We start from the raw sequence: 21,232 nt of genomic DNA, 5'->3' as shown, positions 1-21,232 counted from the left end.
CTCCGTGGGGTGGGGGCGGGTCCGAGCCCCCCGAATCCACAGGGGAGGTAACACTCAGTCAAGAACCAAAGGCATCAAGGGCACCAAAGTCGCCCAAGCGGACGTAAGGCCGCCGCCGGGCCGTCCGACGCGCCACTCGTCGCTCCGAGCGACCGCTCGTCGCACGCTCCGGTGCGTCGCCTGTTGCTCGGCCCCGTAATGCGTTCGGATACGGCAGTCGACGGCGAACAGGGGAGGGCACAGTCCATGACCATCACGACGACGACCGACGAGCGGTCCCTCGCCGCCGTGCAGCGCGACCACGGGCCCGCCGTGTTCGCCTTCCTCCTGAGCCTGACGCACGGCGACCGGCAGCGCGCGGAAGACCTGCTCCAGGAGACCCTGGTGCGGGCCTGGCAGCACCCCGAGGCGTTCCGCACGTGCCACGAGTCGATGCGGCCCTGGCTGTTCACCGTCGCCAGGCGCCTGGCGATCGACGCGCGCAGGTCACGGCTCGCCCGCCCGGCCGAGGTCGGCGACGGGGTGCTGAGGGCCACGCCCGAGCCGGGCGACGCGGCCGAGCGGGCGGTGACCGCGCTCGACGTGCGCGGGGCGGTCCGCACGCTCAGCCCCGAGCACCGGGCGGTGCTGGTGCAGCTCTACTTCCGGGGGCAGAGCGTGACCGAGGCGGCGCTGGCGCTGGGCATACCCGCGGGCACGGTCAAGTCGCGCTCGTACTACGCCCTGCGCGCCCTGGCCCGTGCCCTCCCCGGCTACACCGTGCCGGGCTCCGACGGCTCCGGCGCGCTTGTCGGTTCCGTACGTTCCGTCAATTCCGCCCACCCCACTGTCGAGTCAATTGTCAACCCGTCCGTCAACGCGTCCGTCAGGTCGTCCTCCGTCAGCAGGGCGAGCAGCGACGGCGTGTGTACCAGCTCCTCGTAGGCGGCCCTGCAAGATCCGCATTCGGGCAGGTGCCGGGAGACCCGCAGGTCGTCGGCCGCGCAGAGCGCGGCGAGCACGTGGGCGCCGAGCAGCCGCCGCACGTGCGGTCCCTCCGGGGGCTCCTCCGGGGCGATCTCCGGGGCGGTGGAATCGGCCGTCATGCTCACCTCGCGTCGGCGTACGGATCCTGCCCTTCTGCCCACGCGGGGCGGCCGCCCCCGGTTCAATGCTGCGTGAAGCCCGTGCCGAGCAAGGAAAGAAGGCGAGAAGGGATGCGTCCGGAACGTACGGATGGAACCAGTGGTGGCGGGCTGCTGGTGCCGATGGCCTGGATGTACGCGGAGTACATCGCGGACGAACTACTGCGCACCGGTGACCTGATGCCGCCGACCACCCTGGAGTACCGGGCGGGCCGGGACGCGCTTGCACTGACCATCTTCCTCTCGGACGGTGCGGTGGGCGGACCCAGGGTCATCGCCCGGATGGACGAGTGGCGGCTGCTGACCGAGTACGGCTCTTCGTGGCGGTCCTGGGTGTGCGAGCGCCTGGACGCGCTCGTCGCCGCCGACCGCGTCGCGGAGGGCCGCGACCCGGACCTGCCGCTGGCGAGATCGGCGTGGCGCTGGCTGGAGGAGACCGAGCTGCTGGCGGCCGACCTGGACGCCGTCCTGAAGGAGGAGCGGCGCGGCATCGACGGCGAGGACGGCGTCCAGGTCTGGACCCCCGCCTGGGAGCTGGGGCTGCCGCTGGGGCACCTGGCGATCCACCTCTACTGAGCGGGCGCGGCGCGCGGGACGCGGCCCGTCAGGAACCGTGCACTCCCGCGCGGAACTTGGGGAGCCTTACCGTGACCTTCATCCCGGCGCCGACGCCCGTCTCGATGCGCAGCCCGTAGTCGTCGCCGTACACCTGGCGCAGCCGTTCGTCGACGTTGAGCAGCCCGATGCCGGTGGAGGGGCCGCCCTCGCCGCGCAGGATCCTGCGCAGCCGCTCGGGCTCCATGCCCGCTCCGTCGTCCTCGATGACCACCTCCGCCTCGGAGCCCGCGTCCAGTGCGCTGAGGGTGATGCGGCTGTTCTTGACCGCGCCTTCGAGGCCGTGCTTGACGGCGTTCTCGACGAGCGGCTGGAGGCAGAGGAAGGGCAGGGCCACGGGCAGCACCTCGGGGGCGATCTGGAGGGTCACCGAGAGCCGGTCGCCGAAGCGGGCCCGGACCAGCGCGAGGTACTGGTCGATGGAGTGCAGCTCCTCGGCGAGGGTGGTGAACTCGCCGTGCCTGCGGAAGGAGTAGCGGGTGAAGTCGGCGAACTCCAGGAGGAGTTCCCTGGCCCGCTCGGGGTCGGTGCGCACGAACGAGGCGATCGCGGCCAGCGAGTTGAAGACGAAGTGCGGGGAGATCTGGGCGCGCAGGGCCTTGATCTCGGCCTCGATGAGCCGGGTGCGGGAGCGGTCCAGCTCGGCCAGTTCCAGCTGTACGCAGACCCAGCGGGCCACCTCGCCCGCGGCGCGCGCCAGGACGGCCGACTCGCGGGGCGCGTAGGCGACGAGCGCGCCGAGCACCCGGTCGTCGACGGTGAGCGGGACGGCCACGGCCCAGCGCAGCGGGCAGTCGAGGTCGCCGCACTGGTCGCCGAACGCGGTGTCGCGGCCGCCCGCGATGAGCGCCCCGATGTGTTCGAGCACCCGCTCGCCGTGGTGCTCCCCCACCCCGTCCCAGGCCAGGACCCGGTCGCGGTCGGTGAGGCAGAGCGCGTCGGTGCCCAGCAGGGAGCGCAGCCGCTTGGCGGACTTGCGGGCGGCCTCCTCGGTGAGCCCGGCGCGCAGCGGGGGCGCCGCGAGCGACGCGGTGTGCAGGGTCTCGAAGGTGGCGTGCTCGACGGGCGTGCCGATGTCGCTGGGGCGCCGGCTGCGGCGGCCGAGCCAGAACCCGGCGGCCAGCAGCAGCGGGACCAGCGGGACGAGGCCGATCAGGACGGCGGCGGTGCTCATCGGACCGCTCCGCGCGCCGAGTGCAGTTCTTCGGGCAGGTGCAGGCGCGCCATGGCGGCGTTGGTGCCCGGCGGGATGCGCCCCCGGGTGGCGAGGGAGACCAGGACCATCGCGAGGAAGCCGACGGGCACCGACCAGACGGCGGGCCAGGCCAGCAGGGTGTGTGCCCAGCCGGGCGGCCGGACCGCGCCGCTCATGGTGATGCCGACGGCGACGAGCGCGGAGCCCCCGCCGAGCAGCAGGCCCGCGGCGGCGCCCGGCGGGGTGAGGCGGCGCCACCAGATGCCGAGGACGAGCAGCGGGCAGAACGAGGAGGCCGACACGGCGAACGCCATGCCCACGGCGTCGGCCACCGGCACCCGGCTGACCAGCAGCGCCCCGGCGAGCGGCACGGCCATGGCGAGCAGCGTGGCGAGCCGGAAGTGGCGCACCCCGCGCGCCGGGAGGACGTCCTGGCTGAGTACTCCGGCGACCGCCATGGTGAGGCCTGACGCGGTGGACAGGAACGCGGCGAAGGCGCCGCCCGCGACGAGCGCGCCGAGCAGGTCGCCGCCGAGTCCGCCGATGACCCGGTCGGGCAGCAGCAGCACGGCCGCGTCGGCGTCCCCGCCGGTGACCAGTTCGGGCGCGTACAGCCTGCCCAGCGCGCCGTAGACGGGCGGCAGCAGGTAGAAGGCGCCGATGAGGAAGAGGACGACGACGGTGGTGCGGCGGGCCTCGCGGCCGCCGGGGCTGGTGTAGAAGCGGACCACGACGTGCGGCAGGCCCATGGTGCCGAGGAAGGTGGCGACGATCAGCCCGTAGGTGGCGTACAGCGGGTGTTCGGCGCGGAAGACGGAGTCCTGGCCGTCGAGACCGAGGTCGCCGAAGGAGACGTGCGGGCCGCCGTCGCCCCGCCAGGCCAGGAGCAGGAAGACCGCGGGGACGAGCAGCGCGGTGAGCTTGAGCCAGTACTGGAACGCCTGGACGAAGGTGATGGAGCGCATCCCGCCCGCGGCGACCGCGAGCACGACGACGGAGGCGACGAGCACGTCACCGAACCAGCCGGGCGCGCCGGTGAGGATCTTGAGGGTGAGGCCCGCGCCCTGGAGCTGCGGCACCAGGTAGAGCCAGCCCGCGCCGACGACCAGGACGCCGACCAGGCTGCGCACCCGCCGGGATTCGAGCCGTTCCTCGGCGAAGTCGGGCAGGGTGTAGGCGCCCGAGCGGCGCAGCGGGGCCGCGACGAAGACGAGCAGGACGAGGTATCCGGCGGTGTAGCCGACCGGGTACCAGAGCATGTCGGGGCCGTGGACGAGGACGAGGCCCGCGATGCCGAGGAAGGAGGCGGCGGAGAGGTACTCGCCGCTGATGGCGGCGGCGTTCAGGCGCGGGCGCACGGTGCGCGACGCGACGTAGAAGTCGGACGTGGTGCGGGAGATGCGCAGGCCGAAGCCGCCGACGAGGACGGTGGCGAGGACGACGGCCGCGACCGCCGCGACGGTGTAGCCCTGGTTCACGGAGCGGGGCGGCCTTCCACGAGCCGGGCGAAGTCGCGTTCGTTGCGCTCGGCGCGGCGCACGTACCACAGGGCGATGAGCACGATCGGCGGGTAGGCGCCGAAGCCGAGTACGGCCCAGACGGCGGCGTCGGAGCGCAGCGCGGCGAAGAGCAGCGGGAGGATGCCGACGGCGAGGGCGAGCACGGCGAAGGCGGTGAGCCCGGCCCGGAGCTGGCTGCGCATCAGCGAGCGGACGTAGGCGCCGCCGAGTGCGGTCTGTTCGTCGATCTCCGACTGGGCGCGGCGGCGGGGCAGCGGGCGCACGCGCCGGGGCTGTCCCGTGACGAGCTCCCGGCGGGGCGCGGGCTCTGCGGGCATGGGCCCGGAGTGTACGCAGTGCGCGCGGGCGTGGGAAGGGCCTGCTGAGCGCGGCGGGGCGGGGCGGGCCCGGGGTGCGTGGGGCGGTGGGGTCAGCGGCCCGCGTCGCGCATCAGCAGGTCGCGCAGCGCGCGGGCGTGGCGGCGGCTCACCGCGAGGTCGGTGGCGCCGACGCGGACGGTCATGGCGCCCGCGTCGGAGCGGAGTTCGTCGATGCGGGAGAGGGCGACGAGGTGGCTGCGGTGGATGCGGACGAAGCCCCGGGAGCGCCAGCGCTCTTCGAGGGTGGTCAGCGGGATGCGGACGAGGTGGCTTGAGCCGCCGACGGTGTGCAGCCTGGCGTAGTCGCCCTGGGCCTCGGCGTAGGCGATGTCGGCTATCGGCACGAAGCGGGTGACCCCGCCGAGCTCGACGGCGATCTGGTCGGCCATCTGGTCCGCGGCGCCGTCGCCGACGAGCGCCGCGCGGCCCTGGACCTGTTCGGTGACCCGGCGGACGGCCTCGGCCAGGCGTTCGCGGCGCACGGGCTTGAGGACGTAGTCGACGGCCTTGAGGTCGAAGGCGTCGACGGCGAAGCCCTCGTGGGCGGTGACGAAGACGATGAGCGGGGGCTCGGCGAAGCCGCCGAGGAGACGGGCGGCGTCGAGCCCGGTGAGGCCCGGCATGTGGATGTCGAGGAAGACCACGTCGTAGCGGCAGCCGGGGCCGTGCGGCCCGTCGGCGCCGAGCCGCCGGAGCGCTTCGGTGGCGTCGGCGGCCCCGTCGGCGCTGGTGATCCGGGGGTCGGAGCGCAGCAGGTAGAGCAGTTCTTCGAGGGCGGGGGCCTCGTCGTCGACGGCCAGTACGCGCAGCATGGTGCCGGAGTTTAGGGCCTGGGCGGCGGATCACGGGGGCGGGGGACGGTGTCGCGGGTCGGCCGTGATCCGCCGGTGGGGCCGGTGGGGCCGGTGGGGTCAGTGGGGCTGCGGCGCCGCTTCAGGGGCGGGTTCGGGGTCGGGATCGAGGTCCGGTCCGGGTTGGGGGTCAAGCCGGGGGTCGGGCAGGGCGAGGGCGGAGTGGGCCGGGTTCTCGGGGGCCCGCGGCAGGGTGGTGAGGGTGCGGAGCCTGGCGTTGCGCTCGTCGAGGGCTTCGGCGGTGGTGGGGAAGAGCGCCGCGTCGCCCTCGCCGACCTGGTCCTGGTTCAGCTCGACGAATCCGCGCGCGTCGCGTTCGTAGGCGGCGAAGGCCGCGGTGTGGTCGCGGTGGGCGGCCAGCGAGCGGGCGAGCAGGTAGGCGCCGACGAGGGCGAGGCTGGAGCCCTGTCCGGTGAGGAACGAGGGCGCGTACGCGGCGTCGCCGAGGAGCGCGACCCGGCCGTCCGACCAGCGCGGCATGCGGATCTGGCCCACGGTGTCGAAGAACGGGTCGGGCGCGCGGCGCAGGGCGGCGACCATGGCCGGGACCTCCCAGCCGTCGTGGGCGAAGGCGGCGGTGACGAGGTCGCGCCCCGCCTCGGGGTCGCGCAGGGCCCCGTGCGGTGGTTCGGGGGACGCGAAGTTGAGGAACGCGTGCAGTTCGCCGCTGTCCTTGACCGCGTAGAGCATCGCGGCCCTTCCCGGGGTGTTCCAGATGAGCGCCTCGTGGGAGAGGCCGAAGGTGTTGGGCATGGCGAACACGGCGAAGCAGTAGCCGAGATGGCGGTGGAACCGCCGCTCGGGGCCGAAGGCGAGCCGCCGGGTGCGGGAGTGCAGGCCGTCCGCGCCCAGGACGAGGTCGAAGGTGCGCCGGGCGCCGCTGCGGAAGGTGACGTCGACGCCGTGCGGGTGCTGCGCGAGCGCGTCGACGAAGTCGCCGAACACGAACTCCACGTCGTCGCGCACGGCTCCGTGGAGGGCCTGCGCGAGTTCCCCGCGCGGCACCTCGACGTCGTGGCCCTCGACCCCGCCGGCCACCGCCTGCGGATGGACCGCGGCCACCACGCCGCCGTCGGCGTCGAGGAAGGTCAACCTGCGGGACTCGACGTGCGCCTCTCGGAGCCGCGGCAGGATCCCCATCCGGCGCGCCACTTCGACCGCCGTGCCGCGTACGTCGATCGGGTACCCGCCGCCCCGTAACCCCGCGGCCTTCTCCACCACCGTCACCGCGAATCCGTACCGGCGCAGCCAGAACGCCACGGCGGGGCCCGCGATGCTCGCACCGGACACCAGGACGGTTCCTCTGGGTGTTTTCCTCATGGCTGTTCGCCAACTCCATTTCCTCTTGGGGTGTGTACGGGACGGATATGTATGGGACGGCGCGCACTGGACGGGTGCGTCACGCCGGGTTCCGTTCGGGTGCGGGCTCCCGCGCTTCGCGGCCGGTCCGCGCGATCCGTACGAGCCTGACGGACAGCACCGCGGCGAGGGCGAAGGCACCGGAGGCCAGGGCGAGGCAACCTCGCATGCCCGTCGCCGAGTTGACCGTTTCCCCGTCGACGAGGACGGAGGTCGATTCGAGTACGGCCGCGCCCACGAAGTTCAGCACCACGGACCCGACCGAGACCATGACCATCACCAGGCTGGACACGACGCCCTGCCGGTCGGCCGGCGCCAGGGACCCCGCCATGTTGAAGCCGGCCGTTCCCAGCGCCCCCACCGTGACGCCCAGCAGGAATCCGCAGCAGAGCGCGACGGGCAGCCGGGAGATCCCGAGGAACATCCCGAGGGTCACCACCGCGCCGAGCGCGACCGCCCCCGCCAGCGTCGGGGCAGGTCCGACGCGCGCGGCGAGCCGGCCCGCCGCCGGGCCGCCGAGCGTGACGCCGACCCCCGGCGCCGCGAGGAGCAGCGCCACCGAGCCCTGGTCGGCGAGCCCGTACCCGAGGTGCTGGTCCGCCGACACGTCGCCGACCAGGGGGACGAGTTGGAGCACGCTCTGGTACGAACCGGCCGCGAGGAAGACGACGAGGAGCGTGAGCACCAGGGGGCCGCCGAGGCCCCTGACGTCGATCAGGGGGTCGGGCTTGCGGCCCGCGACCAGGAACCACCTGGCCAGCGCCGCGGCGCCGCCGACGAGGAGGGCCAGTGGGCCGGGGGCCAGCCAGCCGGGGCCCGAGCCCAGGCTGACGTAGCCGAGCACCCCGGCGAGCCCTCCGCCGAGGAGCACGGCGCCTTCGACGTCGAGCCTGCCCGGCGTCCTGACCGGGGATTCGGGGACGAGGCGGTGGACGCAGAGCGCCATCGCGGCCGCGACGGAGGCCGACACGAGGAACAGTGCCTGGAAGCCGAACTCCACGGCCAGCTTCTCGACGAAGAACCGGGACGCGATGTTGAGCACCGCGGAGCCGGAGGTCACGACGCCCACGAGGACCATCGCGGTACGGGGCGCGCAGGCTTCCCTGACGATGGCGACCGAGAGGAACACGGCGGCCAGGGACGCTCCTTGCAGCATGCGCCCCGGCACGAACAACCACAGCCCAGGGGCCACCGCGCACACGAGGGCGCCCGCGCAGCTGAGGAGCAGGGTCAGCACGAGCACCCGGCGCTTGCCGTGGATGTCGGCGCTCTTGCCGAGCAGGGGCGCCCACATCACTCCCGCGAGCATCGCGGTGGCGTTGAGCCAGGCCGCCTGGTCGGTGCCGAAGTGGTCGAGCATCTCGGGGAGGACGACCAGGGGCGCGGTGACGGCCGAGTCGACCACGAAGTTCACCAGGGCGAGGACGACCACCAGGCCGACGAGCGGCCCGTTCCCTCTCGTACGCGTTCCGGTGTGCGCGCTCTCGGTGCTGCCAGGTCGCATCGGAGACTCCTTCACCGCGAAATTAAGATACGGATTGGTTTCTTATTCGGGAGAGTAGAGTGCGCTCGTAAGAAACGTCAACGTTTCTAATTTTCGGGAGTGTTGTGGAAGGAAGTGCTGTGGGACGACGGCGCGGCGAAGCCCTGGAGGCGGCGATCCTCGACGCGGCCTGGGAGGAGTTGAGCGAGCGGGGGTACGCGAACCTGACCGTGGACTCCGTCGCCCGGCGGGCGGGCACCAGCAAACCGGTGCTCTACCGGCGCTGGGCGGACAAGCAGAAGCTGGTCGAGGCGGCCGCCGTGCGCCGCAACGTCACCCGGCTGACCGCCCCGGCCGACACCGGGTCCCTGCGCGGCGACCTGATCGCCACCCTCACCGAAGCCAGCGAGAAGCAGGGGCCGCTCCTGGTCCGGCTCAGCCTGCTGCTCGCCGACTACTTCGCCGAGACGGAGACCAGCTTCGCCGAACTGCGCGAAACGACCGTCGCGGGGCGCCCGTCGGGACGCGACGAGATCATGGAACGCGCGGTCGCGCGCGGCGAGATCGACCCGGTCAGGCTCACGCCGCGGATCGCCGCGCTCCCCTTCGACCTGGTGCGCAGCGAGACGCTGATGACGCTGCGGCCGGTACCGCCCGAGGTGATCGAGGAGATCGTCGACACGATCTTCCTCCCACTCGTCCGGCCCGCGTGACGCCCCGCGCGGTCTTCCGGCCTCAGGGCAGGTCGAGGCCGTAGGTGCGGACGGCGGTGGCGGCGAAGAGCGCCCCGCTCTCGGCGGCGGAGAGGCCTGCGGTGAGTTCCCTGGCGGCGGCCAGGACCCGGCCGTAGTCGGCGGCGAGGCGGCAGACCGGCCAGTCCGAGCCGAACATCAGCCGGTCGGGGCCGAAGGCGTCCAGCGCGGTGTCGGTGAACGGCCGCAGGCCGTCCGGGGTCCAGGCGGCCCAGTCGGCCTCGGTGACGAGGCCGGAGAGCTTGGCGACGGTGTTGGGCAGGGCGGCCAGCGCGGCCAGCTCCCCGGCCCAGGGGTGCAGCGCGGCAGCGGCGATCGGCGGCTTGCCCAAATGGTCGAGTACGAAAGTCAGTTGGGGAAGCCTACGGGCCGCTTCGGTGGTGGCGGGCAGTTGGCGGGCGTGGATCACCAGGTCGTACGCGAGCCCGGCGGCGGCGACCGCGGCCAGGCCGCGCCGGACGTCCGTGCGCAGCAGCCAGTGCGGGTCGCGCTCGCCCTGCACCTGGTGGCGGATGCCCACCAGCCGCTCGCCGCCCGGCAGTTCGCGCAAGGAGGCGAGGGTGTCGGCGACGTCGGGCGCGGTGAGGTCGGTCCAGCCGACGACCCCGGCGACGAGCGGGCCGCGGTGGGCGGCCGCGAGGAGTTCCGGGGTCTCGTCGGGGACGGTGACGGTCTGGACGAGGACGGTGGCGTCGACGCCCGCCGCGCGCGCCTCGGTCGCGAGGTCGGCGAGTGTGAAGTCGCGGCGCAGCGCGGACAGTTCGGGGTCGGCGAGCCAGTCCTGGTCGCGCACGGAGAGGTCCCAGACGTGGTGGTGGGCGTCGACGAGGGTCATCGCCGCTCCCCCACGGGCGCCTCGGGCCGCGCCCGGGGCGGCACGTACGGCGCGTCCAGCTCCGCCCAGAGGGCGTCGGGCACGGGCGTGCGCAGCAACTCCGCCGCGTCCCGGACCTCCTGCGGGGAGCGCGCGCCGACCAGGACGCCGGCCACGGCGGGCTGGCCGAGCGGGAAGCGGAGCGCCGCCGCGCGCAGCGGCACGCCGTGGCCCTCGGCGGTCCGCTTCAACCGCAGGGCGTGCTCGACCAGGTGCCGCGGCGCGGGCGCGTAGTCGTACGTCGTGCCGGGACGCGGATCCGCGAGCAGCCCGGAGTTGAAGACGCCGCCGACGACCACGCTCTTGCCGCGCGCGGCCGCCTCCGGCAGCAGTTCGTCGAGGGCGGTGCGGTCGATCAGCGTGCAGCGGCCCGCGCAGAGCACGGCGTCCACGTCGGTGTCGCGGACGAAGCGGGCCAGCATCCCGGCCTGGTTCATGCCCGCGCCGATCGCGCCGACGACGCCCTCGGCGCGCAGCTTCTCCAGCTCGGGGTACGCCTGGTGGAAGGCGGCATCGGCGTGGTCGTCGGGGTCGTGGAGGTAGACGATGTCGATGCGGTCGAGGCCGAGCCGTTCGAGGCTCTCGGTGATGGAACGGCGTACGCCTTCGGCGCTGAAGTCCCAGCGACGGCTGTGCGTGGCGGGCACCGCGAAGCCGTTGGCGAGATCGGTGCCGTCGGCGGGGGCGGCGCCGGGGGCGACCGGCTCCAGGATCCGGCCGACCTTGGTGGAGACGGTGAATTCGGCGCGGGGCCTGCCGCGCAGCGCCTCGCCGACGCGGCGCTCGGAGAGCCCGAGGCCGTAGTGCGGCGCGGTGTCGAAGTAGCGGATGCCCGCGTCCCAGGCGGCGTCGAGCGTGGCGGCGGCCAGCTCGGGGTCGACGGGAGCACGGAGGTTGCCGATACCGGCCGCGCCGAAGGACAGCTCGGAGACGCGGACGGTGCTCCGCCCGAGTGTGGTGTGCCGCATGAGCCGAATATTCATCGGATGACTGCCCCGCGTCAACACCTGCGCGGCGACCTTCTCTCGACACCGCGGCGAATGTGGTCCGATCTATATCGGTTCCTGAGCCCGGCCTACGCCAGCCCCTTGCGCAGCTCGGCCAACTCCTCGTCCAGGCACTGCCCGAGACGTTCGACGTCCGGCACCGCCTTGCCGTCCGCGACGAGGCCGAACTGCACCCGTCCGCCGTACGGCGACATCGCGACGGCCAGCGACTGCCCCCTGGCCAGGGGCGCCATGGGGTAGAGGGAGCGCAGCGGGCAGCCGCCGAGCGAGAGTTCGGAGCGGGGCAGCGGCACGTTGGTGACCAGTACGTCGAACAGGACGCGGGCCGCGCTCCCGGCGAGCGCGGCGCCGAAGCGGTGTGCGAGCGGCGGCAGTTGGTCGGCGAGCACGGCGACGGCACCCGCGCCGCGCAGCGGCCCCGCCGCCTTGTTGCGGTCCATCGAGGTGCGCACGGCGGTGAGCCTGGCCGCCGGGTCCGCCTCGCGGACCGGCAGGTCGAGGAGGTAGGCCGAAAGCCTGTTGGCCGACCCCGACGGGCCGCCCGGCCTGCGCCGCGACACGGGGACCAGCGCCCTCGGGGCGGCGCCCGGCAGTTCCTCGCCGCGCTCCAGCATCCAGCGGCGCAGCGCGCCCGCGACGGTGCCGAGCAGCACGTCGTTCGCGGTGCCGCCGGCCGCGCGGCGCACCCGCTGCACGTCCTCGGCGTCGAGCGAGGCGGTGGCCAGGCGCCGGGTGCCGCTGGAGTCGGCGGTGAACGCGGTGCCCTCCCACAGGTCGAGCCTGCTGGCCCGGACGACCGAGGCGCCGACGCCGACGGCGCGGCCCAGTTCCTCGATGCGGCCCTTGGCCATGCCCGCGACCCGGCGGGGCCCCGGCAGCCGGGAGCGCGACGGCACGGGCCCGGGACGGCGGCGCGCGCCGGACCCCGCGTCCGCGATCTCGTCGAAGATCCCGGCGCCGATGGCGACCGCGCGCATGCCGTCCGCGAGGGCGTGGTGCATCTTCACCAGGACCGCGAACGACTCGTCCTCGGGGCGGCCCGTGAGCACGTACATCTCCCAGGGCGGCCTGCCGCGCTTGAGCGGCCTGCCCATCAGTTCGCCCGCGTGCCGGGTCGCCACCTCGGCGAAGTCCCCGTACGGCAGCCTCCTGGTCCGTACGTGCCGGTGCACGTCGAAGTCGTCCGCCGCGGCCCAGGCCGCGCCGCCGACGGGCAGCCAGACGCTCCGCACGCACATCCGCAGCCGGGGGATCGCGGCGGCCCGTGCGGCGAGCAGCTCCGCGATCTCGCCGCAGTCGGTGTCCTTCGGGCGGTGGAAGACGGCCAGCGCGCCCAGGTGCATGGGGTGGGCGTCGGATTCCAGGTGCCAGAACGCGAGATCAAGCGGTGCCAGTAGCTCGGAGCTCACCGGGTCCTCTTGTCGGTAGACGGGACAGGAAGGGTGCGGCTCGGTGCGGAGCCCGCAGTCAAGCGCCCTCTGTCGGTTACGGTCAAGTACGCTCACCATACGGACTGTTACGACCGAAAGCGCTCAGCCACTCGTTCGATCGTTGGTTCGACCGTCCGTCCTGTCCGGAATCGTGAACTCGCACCACACGCATTTGCCGCTGCCCCTCGGGTCCACTCCCCACACCTCGGCCAACCGGTCGACCAGCATCAACCCGCGCCCCGACACCCCGCCCTCACCCGCCTCCCTGCGGCGCGGCAGCGCGCTGGAGCGGTCCTCGACCTCGACGCGCAACCGCCGCTCGGCGCCGCCCGTCAGCATCCGGACCGTCACGATCGCGCCGCCGTCGGTGTGCATCAGCGCGTTCGTGATCAACTCGTCGGCCACCAGCTCGATCTCGTCCGACCGCTCCCGGGCGCCCCACGCCCGCACCGCCGTCGCGATCATGTGCCGCGCGCAGCTCAGCGCCTCCGGGTCGCCCGCCGCCACGCGCCGGCGCAGCCGCCCGCCCGGCCGCGGGGCGTACGTGCTCCTGCGGCGCAGCAGGAGCAGCGCCACGTCGTCCTCGCCGCCCGACTCGTCGACGATCGCGCACAGCCGGTCGGCCAGCGCCTGGAGGTCCCCGGGCCCGGCCGCCACCCGCTCTGTCAGCACGAGCACGCCGTGGTCGAGGTCCGCGCCCGGGTGCTCGACCAGCCCGTCCGTGTAGAGCAACAGCGTCTGCCCCGGGTCGAGTTCGACGGTGGACACCGGGTATTCGAGCCCGCCGAACTCCGCCGAGAGCCCCAGCGGCAGCCCGCCCGCCACCGGCAGCCTGCGGCAGCCGCCGTCGGAGCCCCGCACCAGCGGGTCGACGTGCCCGGCCCGCACCAGCTGCACCACGCCGGTGGCCAGGTCCGCCTCCGCGTAGGTGCAGGTCGCGAAGCGCTCGGTGTCCAGTTCGTGCAGGAAGACCGAGGCGCGCGCCATGACCGTGGCCGGGCTGTGCCCCTCGGCCGCGTAGGCCCGCAGCACGATGCGCAACTGCCCCATGACGGCCGCCGCGTGCGTGTCGTGGCCCTGTACGTCCCCGATGACCGCGCCGACCCGGCCGCCGGGCAACGGGATCACGTCGTACCAGTCGCCGCCGATGTCCCGGCCGATCCTGGCCGAGCGGTAGCGCACGGCGATCTCCGCACCCGGCACGTCCGGAATGCGCCGCGGCAGCATGGCCTGCTGGAGCCCCTCGGCGAGGTCCTGTTCCTGCTCGAAGAGCATGGCCCGCTGGAGGCTCTGCGCGATCGCGCTGCCCAGCGCCACGAGCAGGCTGCGCTCCTCCGCCGTGAAGGCGCTGCGGTCGCGGTAGAGCAGCCCGATCGCGCCGATCGGCCTGGCCTGGGCGATCAGCGGGACGTACGCCGCACAGGTCACCTGGTGCTCCTGCATGAACGGCCAGAGCACCGGGTACGAGGTCGCGAAGTCCTCGGCCGACTCGATGAACCGGGGCGCGAGCGAGCGCACCACCTCGCCCATCGGGAACTGCTCGTCGACCCGGGTGTACCGGGTCCCCGGCACGAACGAGCCCTCGGGCCACTCCGCGACCAGATGGATCCGGCCCGATTCGACCAGCCCCATGATGAGCCCGGTCGCGCCGAGCAGCCGGGGGCCGCGCTGGTCCTTGAGCACGTCGATGACGTCCCGCACGGTCCTGGTGTGCGCCAGCGCGGCCGTGGTGCCCTCGACCACGCTCGACCTGCGTCTGCGCGCGTCGTCCAGCGCGATGCGGGCCGTGGCGTCGGCGAGTTCGCGCGTGGCGTCCCGCAGCAGGCCCAGGATGCGGCGCGGGCGGCCGTCCGCGTCGCGCACGATGCGGCCCTGGGTGTGCGCCCAGCGCAGCGAGCCGTTGGCCCGGCGGATCCGGAAGTACACGCCGTACGTCCGCCTGCCGTTCTTGAGCGCGACGGACACCAGCGCGTCGAGCCTGGTCGCCTCGTCCCGCGGGACCCGGGACGCCAGGGACTCGGGGCGGCCGTCGTACTCGTCGGGGCGCAGGTCGAAGACGGCCAGCCCCGGGGCGTCCAGGTGCATCAGCCCCGCGTCCAGGTCCCAGTCGAAGGTGCCCTGCCGGTTCAGGGCGAGGATCCGGTCGGGCGCCGCGGGCCAGTCGTCCGGCTCTGCCACGTCAGCCCTCGGGATCCGGCTCGCCGGCGTTCGCGTCGGGGGCGGGAGGGGGCGTGGGGCAGCCGGGCGGGACGACGAGAGGGCTCGGGGGCGTCGGGAGGGTGCTGGGGCAGACGGAGACGAGCGGGGAGGGGAGGTCGGGTGTGGTGTCGGGGGACGTGTCGGGCGAGGTGCCCCGGTCGGTGCCGGAACCGGTGCCCGCGTCCGCGCCCTCGTCGGCGCCTCCGTCCGTACCGGAGGTGGTGCCGCCGTCCGTGTCGGGGCCGCCGTCCGTCGTGCCACCGGTGTCCGTACCGCCGGTGTCCGTGCCTCCGGCATCCGTACCGCCGTCGGTCGGGCCGCCCGTGTCCGTGCCGCCGTCGGTGGCGCCGCCCGCGTCGGTGCCGCCCGTGGTCCCCCCGGTCGTCCCGCCGGTGGTTCCGCCGGTCGTCTCCCCCGTGGTCCCGCCGGTGGTCCCGCCGGTGGTTCCTCCAGTGGTCCCGCCGGTCGTCCCTCCGGTCGTTCCGCCGGTCGTTCCGCCCGTGGTTCCCGCCGTTGCTCCGTTCGGGTCGAAGGGCGGGGTGGTGACCGGCGCCGGGCGGGTCCTGTCCTTGTCCCCGTCGTCACCGATCTTCCGCTCGATCCAGGTGTTGTCGGTGATGTTGACGATCGTCAGGTTGTTGATCGTCTGGGTCGTGCGGTTGATGACGATCACGCGGTCCGGGTGGTAGCCCGCCCACGGCGTGCCCCGGTGCACCGCCCCCGTGACCGCCGTCGGCGTCTTCAGCGGGTTTCCGCAGGCGCAGCGCACCCGCGGCTGCCCGTGATCGTCGACCAGCACCGCCGTACCGGCCTGGAGCACGCTCTGGAAGGCGCTGGCCGAACCGTCCCGGTAGCCGTGGTTGGTGACCCGGGTGTCGGCGCGCAGCACGACCGGGGTCAGCCCGCGCAGGAAGGACGCGACCCGGTCGTCGCCGATGCCCGACGCCGTGGCGAAGGCGTGCGCCTTGGCCCGGTCGGCGGCGAGGAAGCGGACCTGCTGTTCGACGTCGCAGCTGGCCAGGGAGTGCGTGCCGCCGTAGAGGCCGGGGGCAGCGCCCGACACGGTGCGCGGCCGCTGCGCGGGCGCGGCCGGGGGCACCGTCGTCCGCGCGGTCGCCGTCGGGCTGGGCGCCGCGGCCGCGGCCCGCGCGGTCGACGCGGTGAAGGGGTCGGGGCCCTGGGCGGCGACCGGCTGGAGGAGCACCTCCTTGCCGTCCGCCGTGTCGGCCGATCCGTCCTTGGAGCCACCGCCGCCGCAGCCCGCGGCGACCAGGATTCCGGCGGACAGGGCGACGGCCGCGATCCGGCCGCGCGGCGCACGGCCGCGAGCTGAGGCATGGCTGCGAGATATCGGTGAACGCACTCTCCATTCTCTGCCGCGCCCCCGCCGCGACCGCGACTTGAACGCGTTCAGAAACCTCCGGCGAACTCCCCGCGGGCTCCCCGCGAGCTCCCCGTGGACTCCCCATGGACTCCTCGCGGGCTCCCCGCGGACTCCCCGTGGACTCCTCGCGGACGGTAGAGTTGAACGCGTTCAACAAGGGGTGGGAACGGCGAATGCCGACCCGGACGGCCGCGCCCCGCCCCGGGCCGCCCCGCGACGGATCGAGGAGACGACCGCATGACCACGCGCACCGGCTTCACCTACCCCGAGGTCGGCGCCACCCGCGTCGGCCCGCTCCCCCGCGGCTACCGGCACCTCCACCACCGCGTCGCCGTCGGGCGCGGCCGCGCCGACTTCGAGGCGGCGGGCGCCGCCGTCACCGGCTGGCGGCTGCACCGCCGGGCCGGCGCGACCATGCGCACGACCGCGCCGCGCGCCGAGGCGGGCGGCGCGGTCGAGGTGTCGGTGGGCGTGGGACCGCTGCGGCTCACCGCCCCCTGCGAGGTGGTCTGGACGGCGTACGAGCACGCCAGGACCGGCTTCGCGTACGGGACGCTCACCGGGCACCCCGAGTGCGGCGAGGAGGCGTTCACGGTGGAGCTGGCCGACGACGGCACGGTGTGGTTCACCGTGCTCGCCTTCAGCCGCCCCGCCGCCTGGTACACCCGCATCGGCGGCCCCGCCGTGCCGGTGTTCCAGCGCGGGTACGCCCGGTGGCTCGGGCGCACCCTGCGCGGGATGGTCACGGCGGCGCGACGGGGCGCCTGAGCGGGCTCAGAGGAGTCCGGGCCGCCGCCACTGCTCGCCCCGCACCCGCTCGTCGAAGAAGTTCAGCACCGTCTCGTACCAGAGGGCGGAGTGGTTCGGCTTCAGGATCCAGTGGTTCTCGTCGGGGAAGTACAGGAACTTCACCTGCGCGCCCAGTTCCTGGAGGTCGTTGAACTGGCCGAGCGCCTGCCCCACCGGCACCCGGTAGTCCTTCGCGCCGTGCACCAGCAGCATCGGCGTGCGGATCTCCGCCCTGCCGAGGAACGGCGAGTTCTCCTCGTAGCGCTCCGGCCGCTCGATCGGGTCGCCGAAGATGCGGCGGAAGAACGACGGCGCGTCGGTGTCGGCCTGGAACGTGCGGGTGTCCCAGATGCCGGCGTGCGAGACGATGCCCTGGAAGCGGTCCGTGCGGGTCGCCACCCGGTTGGCCATGTAGCCGCCGTACGAGCCGCCCGCGAGGCCCGCTGCCCGCGGGTCGACTTCGGGGCGGGCCTGCGCGGCGTCGGTCAGCGCCATCAGGTCGTCGTAGGGCCTGCCGCCCCACTGGCCCCAGCCGCGCTCGTGCATCGCCTGGCCGTAGCCGGTGGAGAGCGCCGGGTCGGGCAGCAGCGCGGCGTAGCCGCGCGCCACGAAGGGCCACGGGTTCCAGCGCCAGGTCCACTCGTTCCACGACGACTGCGGGCCGCCGTGCGCGAAGACCAGCAGCGGCGCGGGGTCGTCGGCGGACGCGCCGTCGGGCAGCGCGAGCCAGCCGCGCAGCGCGAAGCCGTCGTCGCCCGTGGCGTGCACCTCGACGAGCGTCCCCGGCAACGGGCCGACGTCGCCCGGGGCCTTGAGCGGGACCGGGGTCTGGTCGGCGGCGGCCTGGTCGAGCCTGACCGGGGCGGGCGGCGCGTCGGGCGCGTTGCGCAGGGCGTAGAGGGTGCGGCCGTCGGGCGCGGGGACCAGCGAGCCGTACGCGCCGCTCGCGGTGAGGCGGGTGACGGTGCCGTCGGGGTCGAGGCGGAAGGCGGGCGCGTGGCCCTGCTCGTCGGCGGCGAACCAGATCGTCGCGTCGTCGGCGCGCGGCGCCACCGCGGCCTCGCGCGGCCAGTTGTCGAAGTCGGGGAGGAGGTCGGTCTCCTCGCCCGTCGCGAGGTCGACGCGCACCAGCGTGACGTCGTAGGGCGTCTCGTACGTCTCCCTGAGCAGCCGCGAGCAGAGCAGGCCCGTGCCGTCGGAGGTGAACAGCGGCGCGCTGTACTCGTGTCCGGGGCGCTCGACGACGCGCAGTTCCTCGCCGGTCGCCGCGTCCGCGACCACGACGGCGTCGCGGCTCTCGCCGGGGACCCGGCCGACGACGCGGCGGGTGTGGGCGACCCTGGTGCCGTCGGGCGACAGCACCGCGTCGGCCTGGCCGACGGGACCCTGGCCGCCCGCGTCGACGGCGGTGGCGTCGGCGGTGGCGTCAGTGGCGGCGGGGCGCACGAAGGTGTGGTTCTCGGCGGGGCCGAGGTCGTGGTCCCAGTAGCGGGTGGGGCCCGACTCGAAGAGGATCGCGGTGACCTTCGCCTTCGCGCGCGCCTCGGTCAGCTTGGCGTGCGCGTCGGCGTCGGCCGCGCCGGGCAGCAGGGCGCCCGTGTAGGCGAGGGCGCCGGAGTCCCTGGCGACCGCGAAGCCGTGGATGCCTCCGGGGTGCCGGGCCACGCGCTCGGCCTCGCCGCGCCCGGGGAGCGCCCAGAGCGTGGCGCCCGGGTCCTTCTCGTCGGGCTCGGCCGCGGGGTCGGTGTTCTCGCGCCCGGAGAGGAAGAGGAGGGTGCCGTCGGGGGCGAAGGCGGGCGCCGACTCGCCCTTCGCCGACCGGGTGAGGCGGCGCGGCTCGTGCTCGCCCTCGGGGTCGAGCTCCCACAACCCGGAGACGTACGCGGTGCCCTCGGCGTTGAGCTGCTGTACGGCGGCGACCAGGCGTCCGCCGTCGGGCGAGAGGGCGAGCCGGGTCACGCGCCGCTGCGCGACGAAGGTGGACAAGTCGTGAAATGCGGTGGGGCCGCTGGGAGTTTCGGGCATGCCGATCATCCTGCCCGCTCTCCGGGCCGGACAACAGGGGCGTCCGATAATCGGTCGGCCGGTCAGGCGTTCGCCCCGCACCGGCGGGTGGCGCGCGGCGCGGGGCAGGTGAACAGCGGGCCGGTCGACGGGCCTTCGAGGCCGCCGACCGGGGCCGCAGGCAGCGTCAGTCGACGCTCGGCAGGATGTGCGGCTCCGCGAGGTCGTCCTCGTAGCCGGCCAGCCGGATCGGGGCCACCCGGGCCCAGACTTCGAGATTGCGCAGCTTCTCCGGGCGGCCGGGCCGCTCGGGACCGCGCTCCGTCCGTCGTCGCTGCTCGTACTTCATCAAATCAGGTGTCACCGCGCACTCCTTTGTGTCGCGTAACCCCGGACGCACCGGCGGCCCGACCTCGTACCGGGTCGCCTGGCAGCCGGGGTGGGGCTTGGCCTGGACGGTTCGGTCGCGGTGGCGCCGGTACTCGATGGGGACGACGGCCTGGTTGCAGACCTGCCCCGGGACGGCCGAGGGGTTGGTGGATCCCTGAGTGGCTGTCCGTTGCCACATCAGAGTAACCAAATGAGCACACCTCCGCTCGATGGGGCCAGTGGCGTGGCTCACATCGTGGACCGCGGACCCACTCTTCCGGCCAGCGCCGGGGGCCCGGCCCCCTGGTGGCGACGGCCTCGACCGGGGTCCGGGTACGCGAACGCGCCATTTCCGTCACGTACGGAAATGGCGCGCCGCGCGGTGACGAGGGCGCCCGCCCTCGCCGGGTTACCAGTTCCCGGGGGCGTAGTCCTTGAGGAAGCAGCCGTAGAGGTCCTCGCCCGCCTCGCCGCGCACCACCGGGTCGTAGACCCGGGCGGCGCCGTCGACCAGGTCGAGCGGGGCGTGGAAGCCCTCGTCGGCCAGGCGCAGCTTGTCGAAGTGCGGGCGCTCGTCGGTGATCCAGCCGGTGTCGACGGACGTCATCAGGATGCCGTCGGACTGGAACATCTCCTGGGCGCTGGTGCGCGTCACCATGTTCATCGCGGCCTTCGCCGCGTTGGTGTTCGGGTGCCCCGCGCCCTTGTAGCCGCGGCCGAAGACGCCCTCCATCGCGGAGACGTTGACGATGTACGCGCGACCGCTCCGCGCCTGCTTGGCGGCCTCGGCCATCATCGGGCGCAGCGCGCTGATCAGGATGAACGGCGAGGTGTAGTTGCACAGCTGGGTTTCGAGCAGCTCGACGGGGGAGATCTGGTCGATGGTCTGCACCCAGGTGTTGGTGTCGACGACGTCCGGCACGAGGCCGCCCGCGTCGATGGCGCTGCCGTCGCGGTGCCGCTCGATGCTGGCGTTGCCCGCGACCAGCGCGAGGTCCGCGACCTTCTGCGCGTCGAGGCCGCTGACGCCGACGGGCAGCGCGGCCAGGCCGTCCACGGCGCCGGAGTTGAACGCGCCGATGACGTGGTGCGGGGGCAGCTCGCCCGCGGGCAGCGGGGCGCTCTCGCCCTCGACCAGCGCGGCGTACGCGGCGGGCAGGCGGCGCACGGTCTGCGTCGCGTTGTTGATCAGGATGTCGAGCGGGCCTGCGGCGGCGACCTGCTCGGCCAGGGCGACGGACTGCGCCGGGTCGCGCAGGTCGATGCCGACGACCTCCAGGCGGTCGATCCACTGCGCCGAGTCCTCCATCGCCTTGAAGCGGCGGATGGCGTCCTTGGGGAAGCGGGTGGTGATCGTGGTGTGGGCGCCGTCGCGCAGCAGCCGCAGCGCGATGTACATGCCGATCTTGGCCCGGCCGCCGGTGAGCAGGGCGCGCTTGCCTGTGAGGTCGGCGCTCGCGTCGCGCTTGGCGCGGTTCAGGGCGGCGCAGTCCTGGCAGAGCTGGTGGTAGAAGTAGTCGACCTCGACGTACCGCGTCTTGCAGACGTAGCAGGAGCGCGGGCGCTGGAGTATCCCGGCGATCTTCCCGGCCTCGGTGACCGAGGAGGGCAGGATGCCCTCGGTCTCGTCGTCGATGCGCTGCGCTGAGCCGGTGGCCGTGGCCTCGGTGACCGCCTTGTCGTTGGCGGTCTTCGCGGCGCGGCGCTCCTGGCGGCGGCGCTGCTTCACGGTCCGGTAGATCCCGGCGGTCGCGCGGCGCACGGCGATCGCGTCGGGGTGGTCGACGTCCAGCTTGTCCAGCTCGTCGAGGACGCTCAGGCAGACGGCCAGCCGCTCGGGGTCGATGCCGGGCCCGTGGACCTGGTTCTCTTCTGTCACCGTCATGGCCGTGGTCGTTCCTCGATGGTCGTTCGTGCG

General features: G+C 74.0%; 17 protein-coding genes and 1 pseudogene. 4 read left to right on the top strand and 14 right to left on the bottom strand.

Translation table 11 applies throughout. The annotated features are described in order from the left end of the window. Positions 1-246: 246 nt before the first annotated feature. Together ACIBNE_RS02390 and ACIBNE_RS02385 are read left to right on the top strand one after the other, a co-directional pair. Positions 247-771, top strand: a pseudogene (locus tag ACIBNE_RS02390) (sigma-70 family RNA polymerase sigma factor); the annotation flags it as partial. A gap of 425 nt (positions 772-1,196) precedes the next feature. After that, positions 1,197-1,700, top strand: coding sequence for a hypothetical protein (locus ACIBNE_RS02385; protein WP_399268592.1), 504 nt, complete (start codon positions 1,197-1,199; stop codon positions 1,698-1,700). 28 nt (positions 1,701-1,728) lie between these two features. On the opposite strand, the gene ACIBNE_RS02380 is transcribed toward ACIBNE_RS02385, so the two are convergent. The 6 genes from ACIBNE_RS02380 to ACIBNE_RS02355 form a co-directional block, all read right to left on the bottom strand. After that, positions 1,729-2,913, bottom strand: coding sequence for a sensor histidine kinase (locus tag ACIBNE_RS02380; protein WP_399268590.1), 1,185 nt, complete (start codon positions 2,911-2,913; stop codon positions 1,729-1,731). Further along, entirely contained in the window at positions 2,910-4,412 is a 1,503-nt protein-coding gene (locus ACIBNE_RS02375; protein WP_399268588.1) for a cation acetate symporter, read from the bottom strand. Before ACIBNE_RS02375 ends, ACIBNE_RS02380 begins: the two co-directional genes overlap by 4 nt. Next, positions 4,409-4,771, bottom strand: coding sequence for a hypothetical protein (locus ACIBNE_RS02370; RefSeq protein ID WP_399268586.1), 363 nt, complete (start codon positions 4,769-4,771; stop codon positions 4,409-4,411). The genes ACIBNE_RS02375 and ACIBNE_RS02370 overlap by 4 nt, the downstream gene beginning before the upstream one ends. Positions 4,772-4,863: 92 nt before the next feature. Further along, positions 4,864-5,625, bottom strand: coding sequence for a LytR/AlgR family response regulator transcription factor (locus ACIBNE_RS02365; RefSeq protein WP_399268584.1), 762 nt, complete (start codon positions 5,623-5,625; stop codon positions 4,864-4,866). 99 nt (positions 5,626-5,724) lie between these two features. After that, the gene (locus ACIBNE_RS02360) at positions 5,725-6,984 is read right to left on the bottom strand and encodes an FAD-dependent monooxygenase (protein WP_399268582.1); all 1,260 of its coding nucleotides are present in this window, start codon (positions 6,982-6,984) and stop codon (positions 5,725-5,727) included. 79 nt (positions 6,985-7,063) lie between these two features. Then, on the bottom strand, positions 7,064-8,527 hold the full coding sequence (locus ACIBNE_RS02355) for an MFS transporter (RefSeq protein WP_399268580.1): 1,464 nt from the start codon (positions 8,525-8,527) through the stop codon (positions 7,064-7,066). Between the two features lie 119 nt (positions 8,528-8,646). Here ACIBNE_RS02355 and ACIBNE_RS02350 point away from each other — a divergent pair, with 119 nt between their 5' ends. Continuing rightward, positions 8,647-9,219 carry a TetR/AcrR family transcriptional regulator gene (locus ACIBNE_RS02350; protein ID WP_399268578.1) on the top strand — a complete coding sequence of 191 codons (573 nt, stop codon included), beginning with the start codon at positions 8,647-8,649 and terminating at the stop codon, positions 9,217-9,219. A gap of 22 nt (positions 9,220-9,241) precedes the next feature. Here the strand turns inward: ACIBNE_RS02350 and ACIBNE_RS02345 are convergent, their stop codons facing one another. The 5 genes from ACIBNE_RS02345 to ACIBNE_RS02325 form a co-directional block, all read right to left on the bottom strand. Then, a complete protein-coding gene (locus ACIBNE_RS02345; RefSeq protein WP_399268576.1) occupies positions 9,242-10,093 on the bottom strand; it encodes an amidohydrolase family protein in 852 nt (283 codons plus the stop codon). Continuing rightward, complete coding sequence (locus ACIBNE_RS02340; protein WP_399268574.1) at positions 10,090-11,100, bottom strand: aldo/keto reductase; 1,011 nt, start codon at positions 11,098-11,100, stop codon at positions 10,090-10,092. Before ACIBNE_RS02340 ends, ACIBNE_RS02345 begins: the two co-directional genes overlap by 4 nt. A gap of 107 nt (positions 11,101-11,207) precedes the next feature. Continuing rightward, positions 11,208-12,548, bottom strand: coding sequence for a wax ester/triacylglycerol synthase family O-acyltransferase (locus ACIBNE_RS02335; RefSeq protein ID WP_399268572.1), 1,341 nt, complete (start codon positions 12,546-12,548; stop codon positions 11,208-11,210). 123 nt (positions 12,549-12,671) lie between these two features. Continuing rightward, the gene (locus ACIBNE_RS02330) at positions 12,672-14,747 is read right to left on the bottom strand and encodes a SpoIIE family protein phosphatase (RefSeq protein WP_399268570.1); all 2,076 of its coding nucleotides are present in this window, start codon (positions 14,745-14,747) and stop codon (positions 12,672-12,674) included. Between the two features lies 1 nt (position 14,748). Beyond that, positions 14,749-16,131 (bottom strand): DUF6777 domain-containing protein, encoded by a 1,383-nt coding sequence (locus ACIBNE_RS02325; protein WP_399268568.1) that lies wholly within the window; start codon positions 16,129-16,131, stop codon positions 14,749-14,751. Between the two features lie 258 nt (positions 16,132-16,389). Between ACIBNE_RS02325 and ACIBNE_RS02320 the strand changes: the two genes are divergently transcribed. Next, positions 16,390-16,920 (top strand): DUF1990 family protein, encoded by a 531-nt coding sequence (locus tag ACIBNE_RS02320; protein WP_399268566.1) that lies wholly within the window; start codon positions 16,390-16,392, stop codon positions 16,918-16,920. 6 nt (positions 16,921-16,926) lie between these two features. Here ACIBNE_RS02320 and ACIBNE_RS02315 read toward each other — a convergent pair whose 3' ends face one another. The 3 genes from ACIBNE_RS02315 to ACIBNE_RS02305 form a co-directional block, all read right to left on the bottom strand. Then, entirely contained in the window at positions 16,927-18,966 is a 2,040-nt protein-coding gene (locus ACIBNE_RS02315; RefSeq protein WP_399268563.1) for a S9 family peptidase, read from the bottom strand. A gap of 166 nt (positions 18,967-19,132) precedes the next feature. Continuing rightward, entirely contained in the window at positions 19,133-19,309 is a 177-nt protein-coding gene (locus ACIBNE_RS02310; RefSeq protein ID WP_399270099.1) for a hypothetical protein, read from the bottom strand. A gap of 414 nt (positions 19,310-19,723) precedes the next feature. Continuing rightward, positions 19,724-21,199 (bottom strand): SDR family NAD(P)-dependent oxidoreductase, encoded by a 1,476-nt coding sequence (locus tag ACIBNE_RS02305; RefSeq protein ID WP_399268561.1) that lies wholly within the window; start codon positions 21,197-21,199, stop codon positions 19,724-19,726. Between the last annotated feature and the right edge of the window lie 33 nt (positions 21,200-21,232).

Source organism: Streptomyces sp. NPDC050504 (assembly GCF_044458065.1).
GTDB lineage: Bacteria > Actinomycetota > Actinomycetes > Streptomycetales > Streptomycetaceae > Streptomyces.
The sequence above is the reverse complement of the archived record's forward strand: the minus strand, read 5'-3'. Positions and strand labels throughout refer to the sequence as shown.

Excerpts from the sequence above, each read along its gene's own strand:
- ACIBNE_RS02370 (WP_399268586.1), bottom strand. The coding sequence starts at position 4,771 with ATGCCCGCAGAGCCCGCGCCCCGCCGGGAGCTCGTCACGGGACAGCCC.
- ACIBNE_RS02380 (WP_399268590.1), bottom strand. The coding sequence starts at position 2,913 with ATGAGCACCGCCGCCGTCCTGATCGGCCTCGTCCCGCTGGTCCCGCTG.
- ACIBNE_RS02305 (WP_399268561.1), bottom strand. The coding sequence starts at position 21,199 with ATGACGGTGACAGAAGAGAACCAGGTCCACGGGCCCGGCATCGACCCC.
- ACIBNE_RS02365 (WP_399268584.1), bottom strand. The coding sequence starts at position 5,625 with ATGCTGCGCGTACTGGCCGTCGACGACGAGGCCCCCGCCCTCGAAGAA.
- ACIBNE_RS02355 (WP_399268580.1), bottom strand. The coding sequence starts at position 8,527 with ATGCGACCTGGCAGCACCGAGAGCGCGCACACCGGAACGCGTACGAGA.
- ACIBNE_RS02320 (WP_399268566.1), top strand. The coding sequence starts at position 16,390 with ATGACCACGCGCACCGGCTTCACCTACCCCGAGGTCGGCGCCACCCGC.
- ACIBNE_RS02340 (WP_399268574.1), bottom strand. The coding sequence starts at position 11,100 with ATGCGGCACACCACACTCGGGCGGAGCACCGTCCGCGTCTCCGAGCTG.
- ACIBNE_RS02345 (WP_399268576.1), bottom strand. The coding sequence starts at position 10,093 with ATGACCCTCGTCGACGCCCACCACCACGTCTGGGACCTCTCCGTGCGC.
- ACIBNE_RS02385 (WP_399268592.1), top strand. The coding sequence starts at position 1,197 with ATGCGTCCGGAACGTACGGATGGAACCAGTGGTGGCGGGCTGCTGGTG.
- ACIBNE_RS02360 (WP_399268582.1), bottom strand. The coding sequence starts at position 6,984 with ATGAGGAAAACACCCAGAGGAACCGTCCTGGTGTCCGGTGCGAGCATC.
- ACIBNE_RS02315 (WP_399268563.1), bottom strand. The coding sequence starts at position 18,966 with ATGCCCGAAACTCCCAGCGGCCCCACCGCATTTCACGACTTGTCCACC.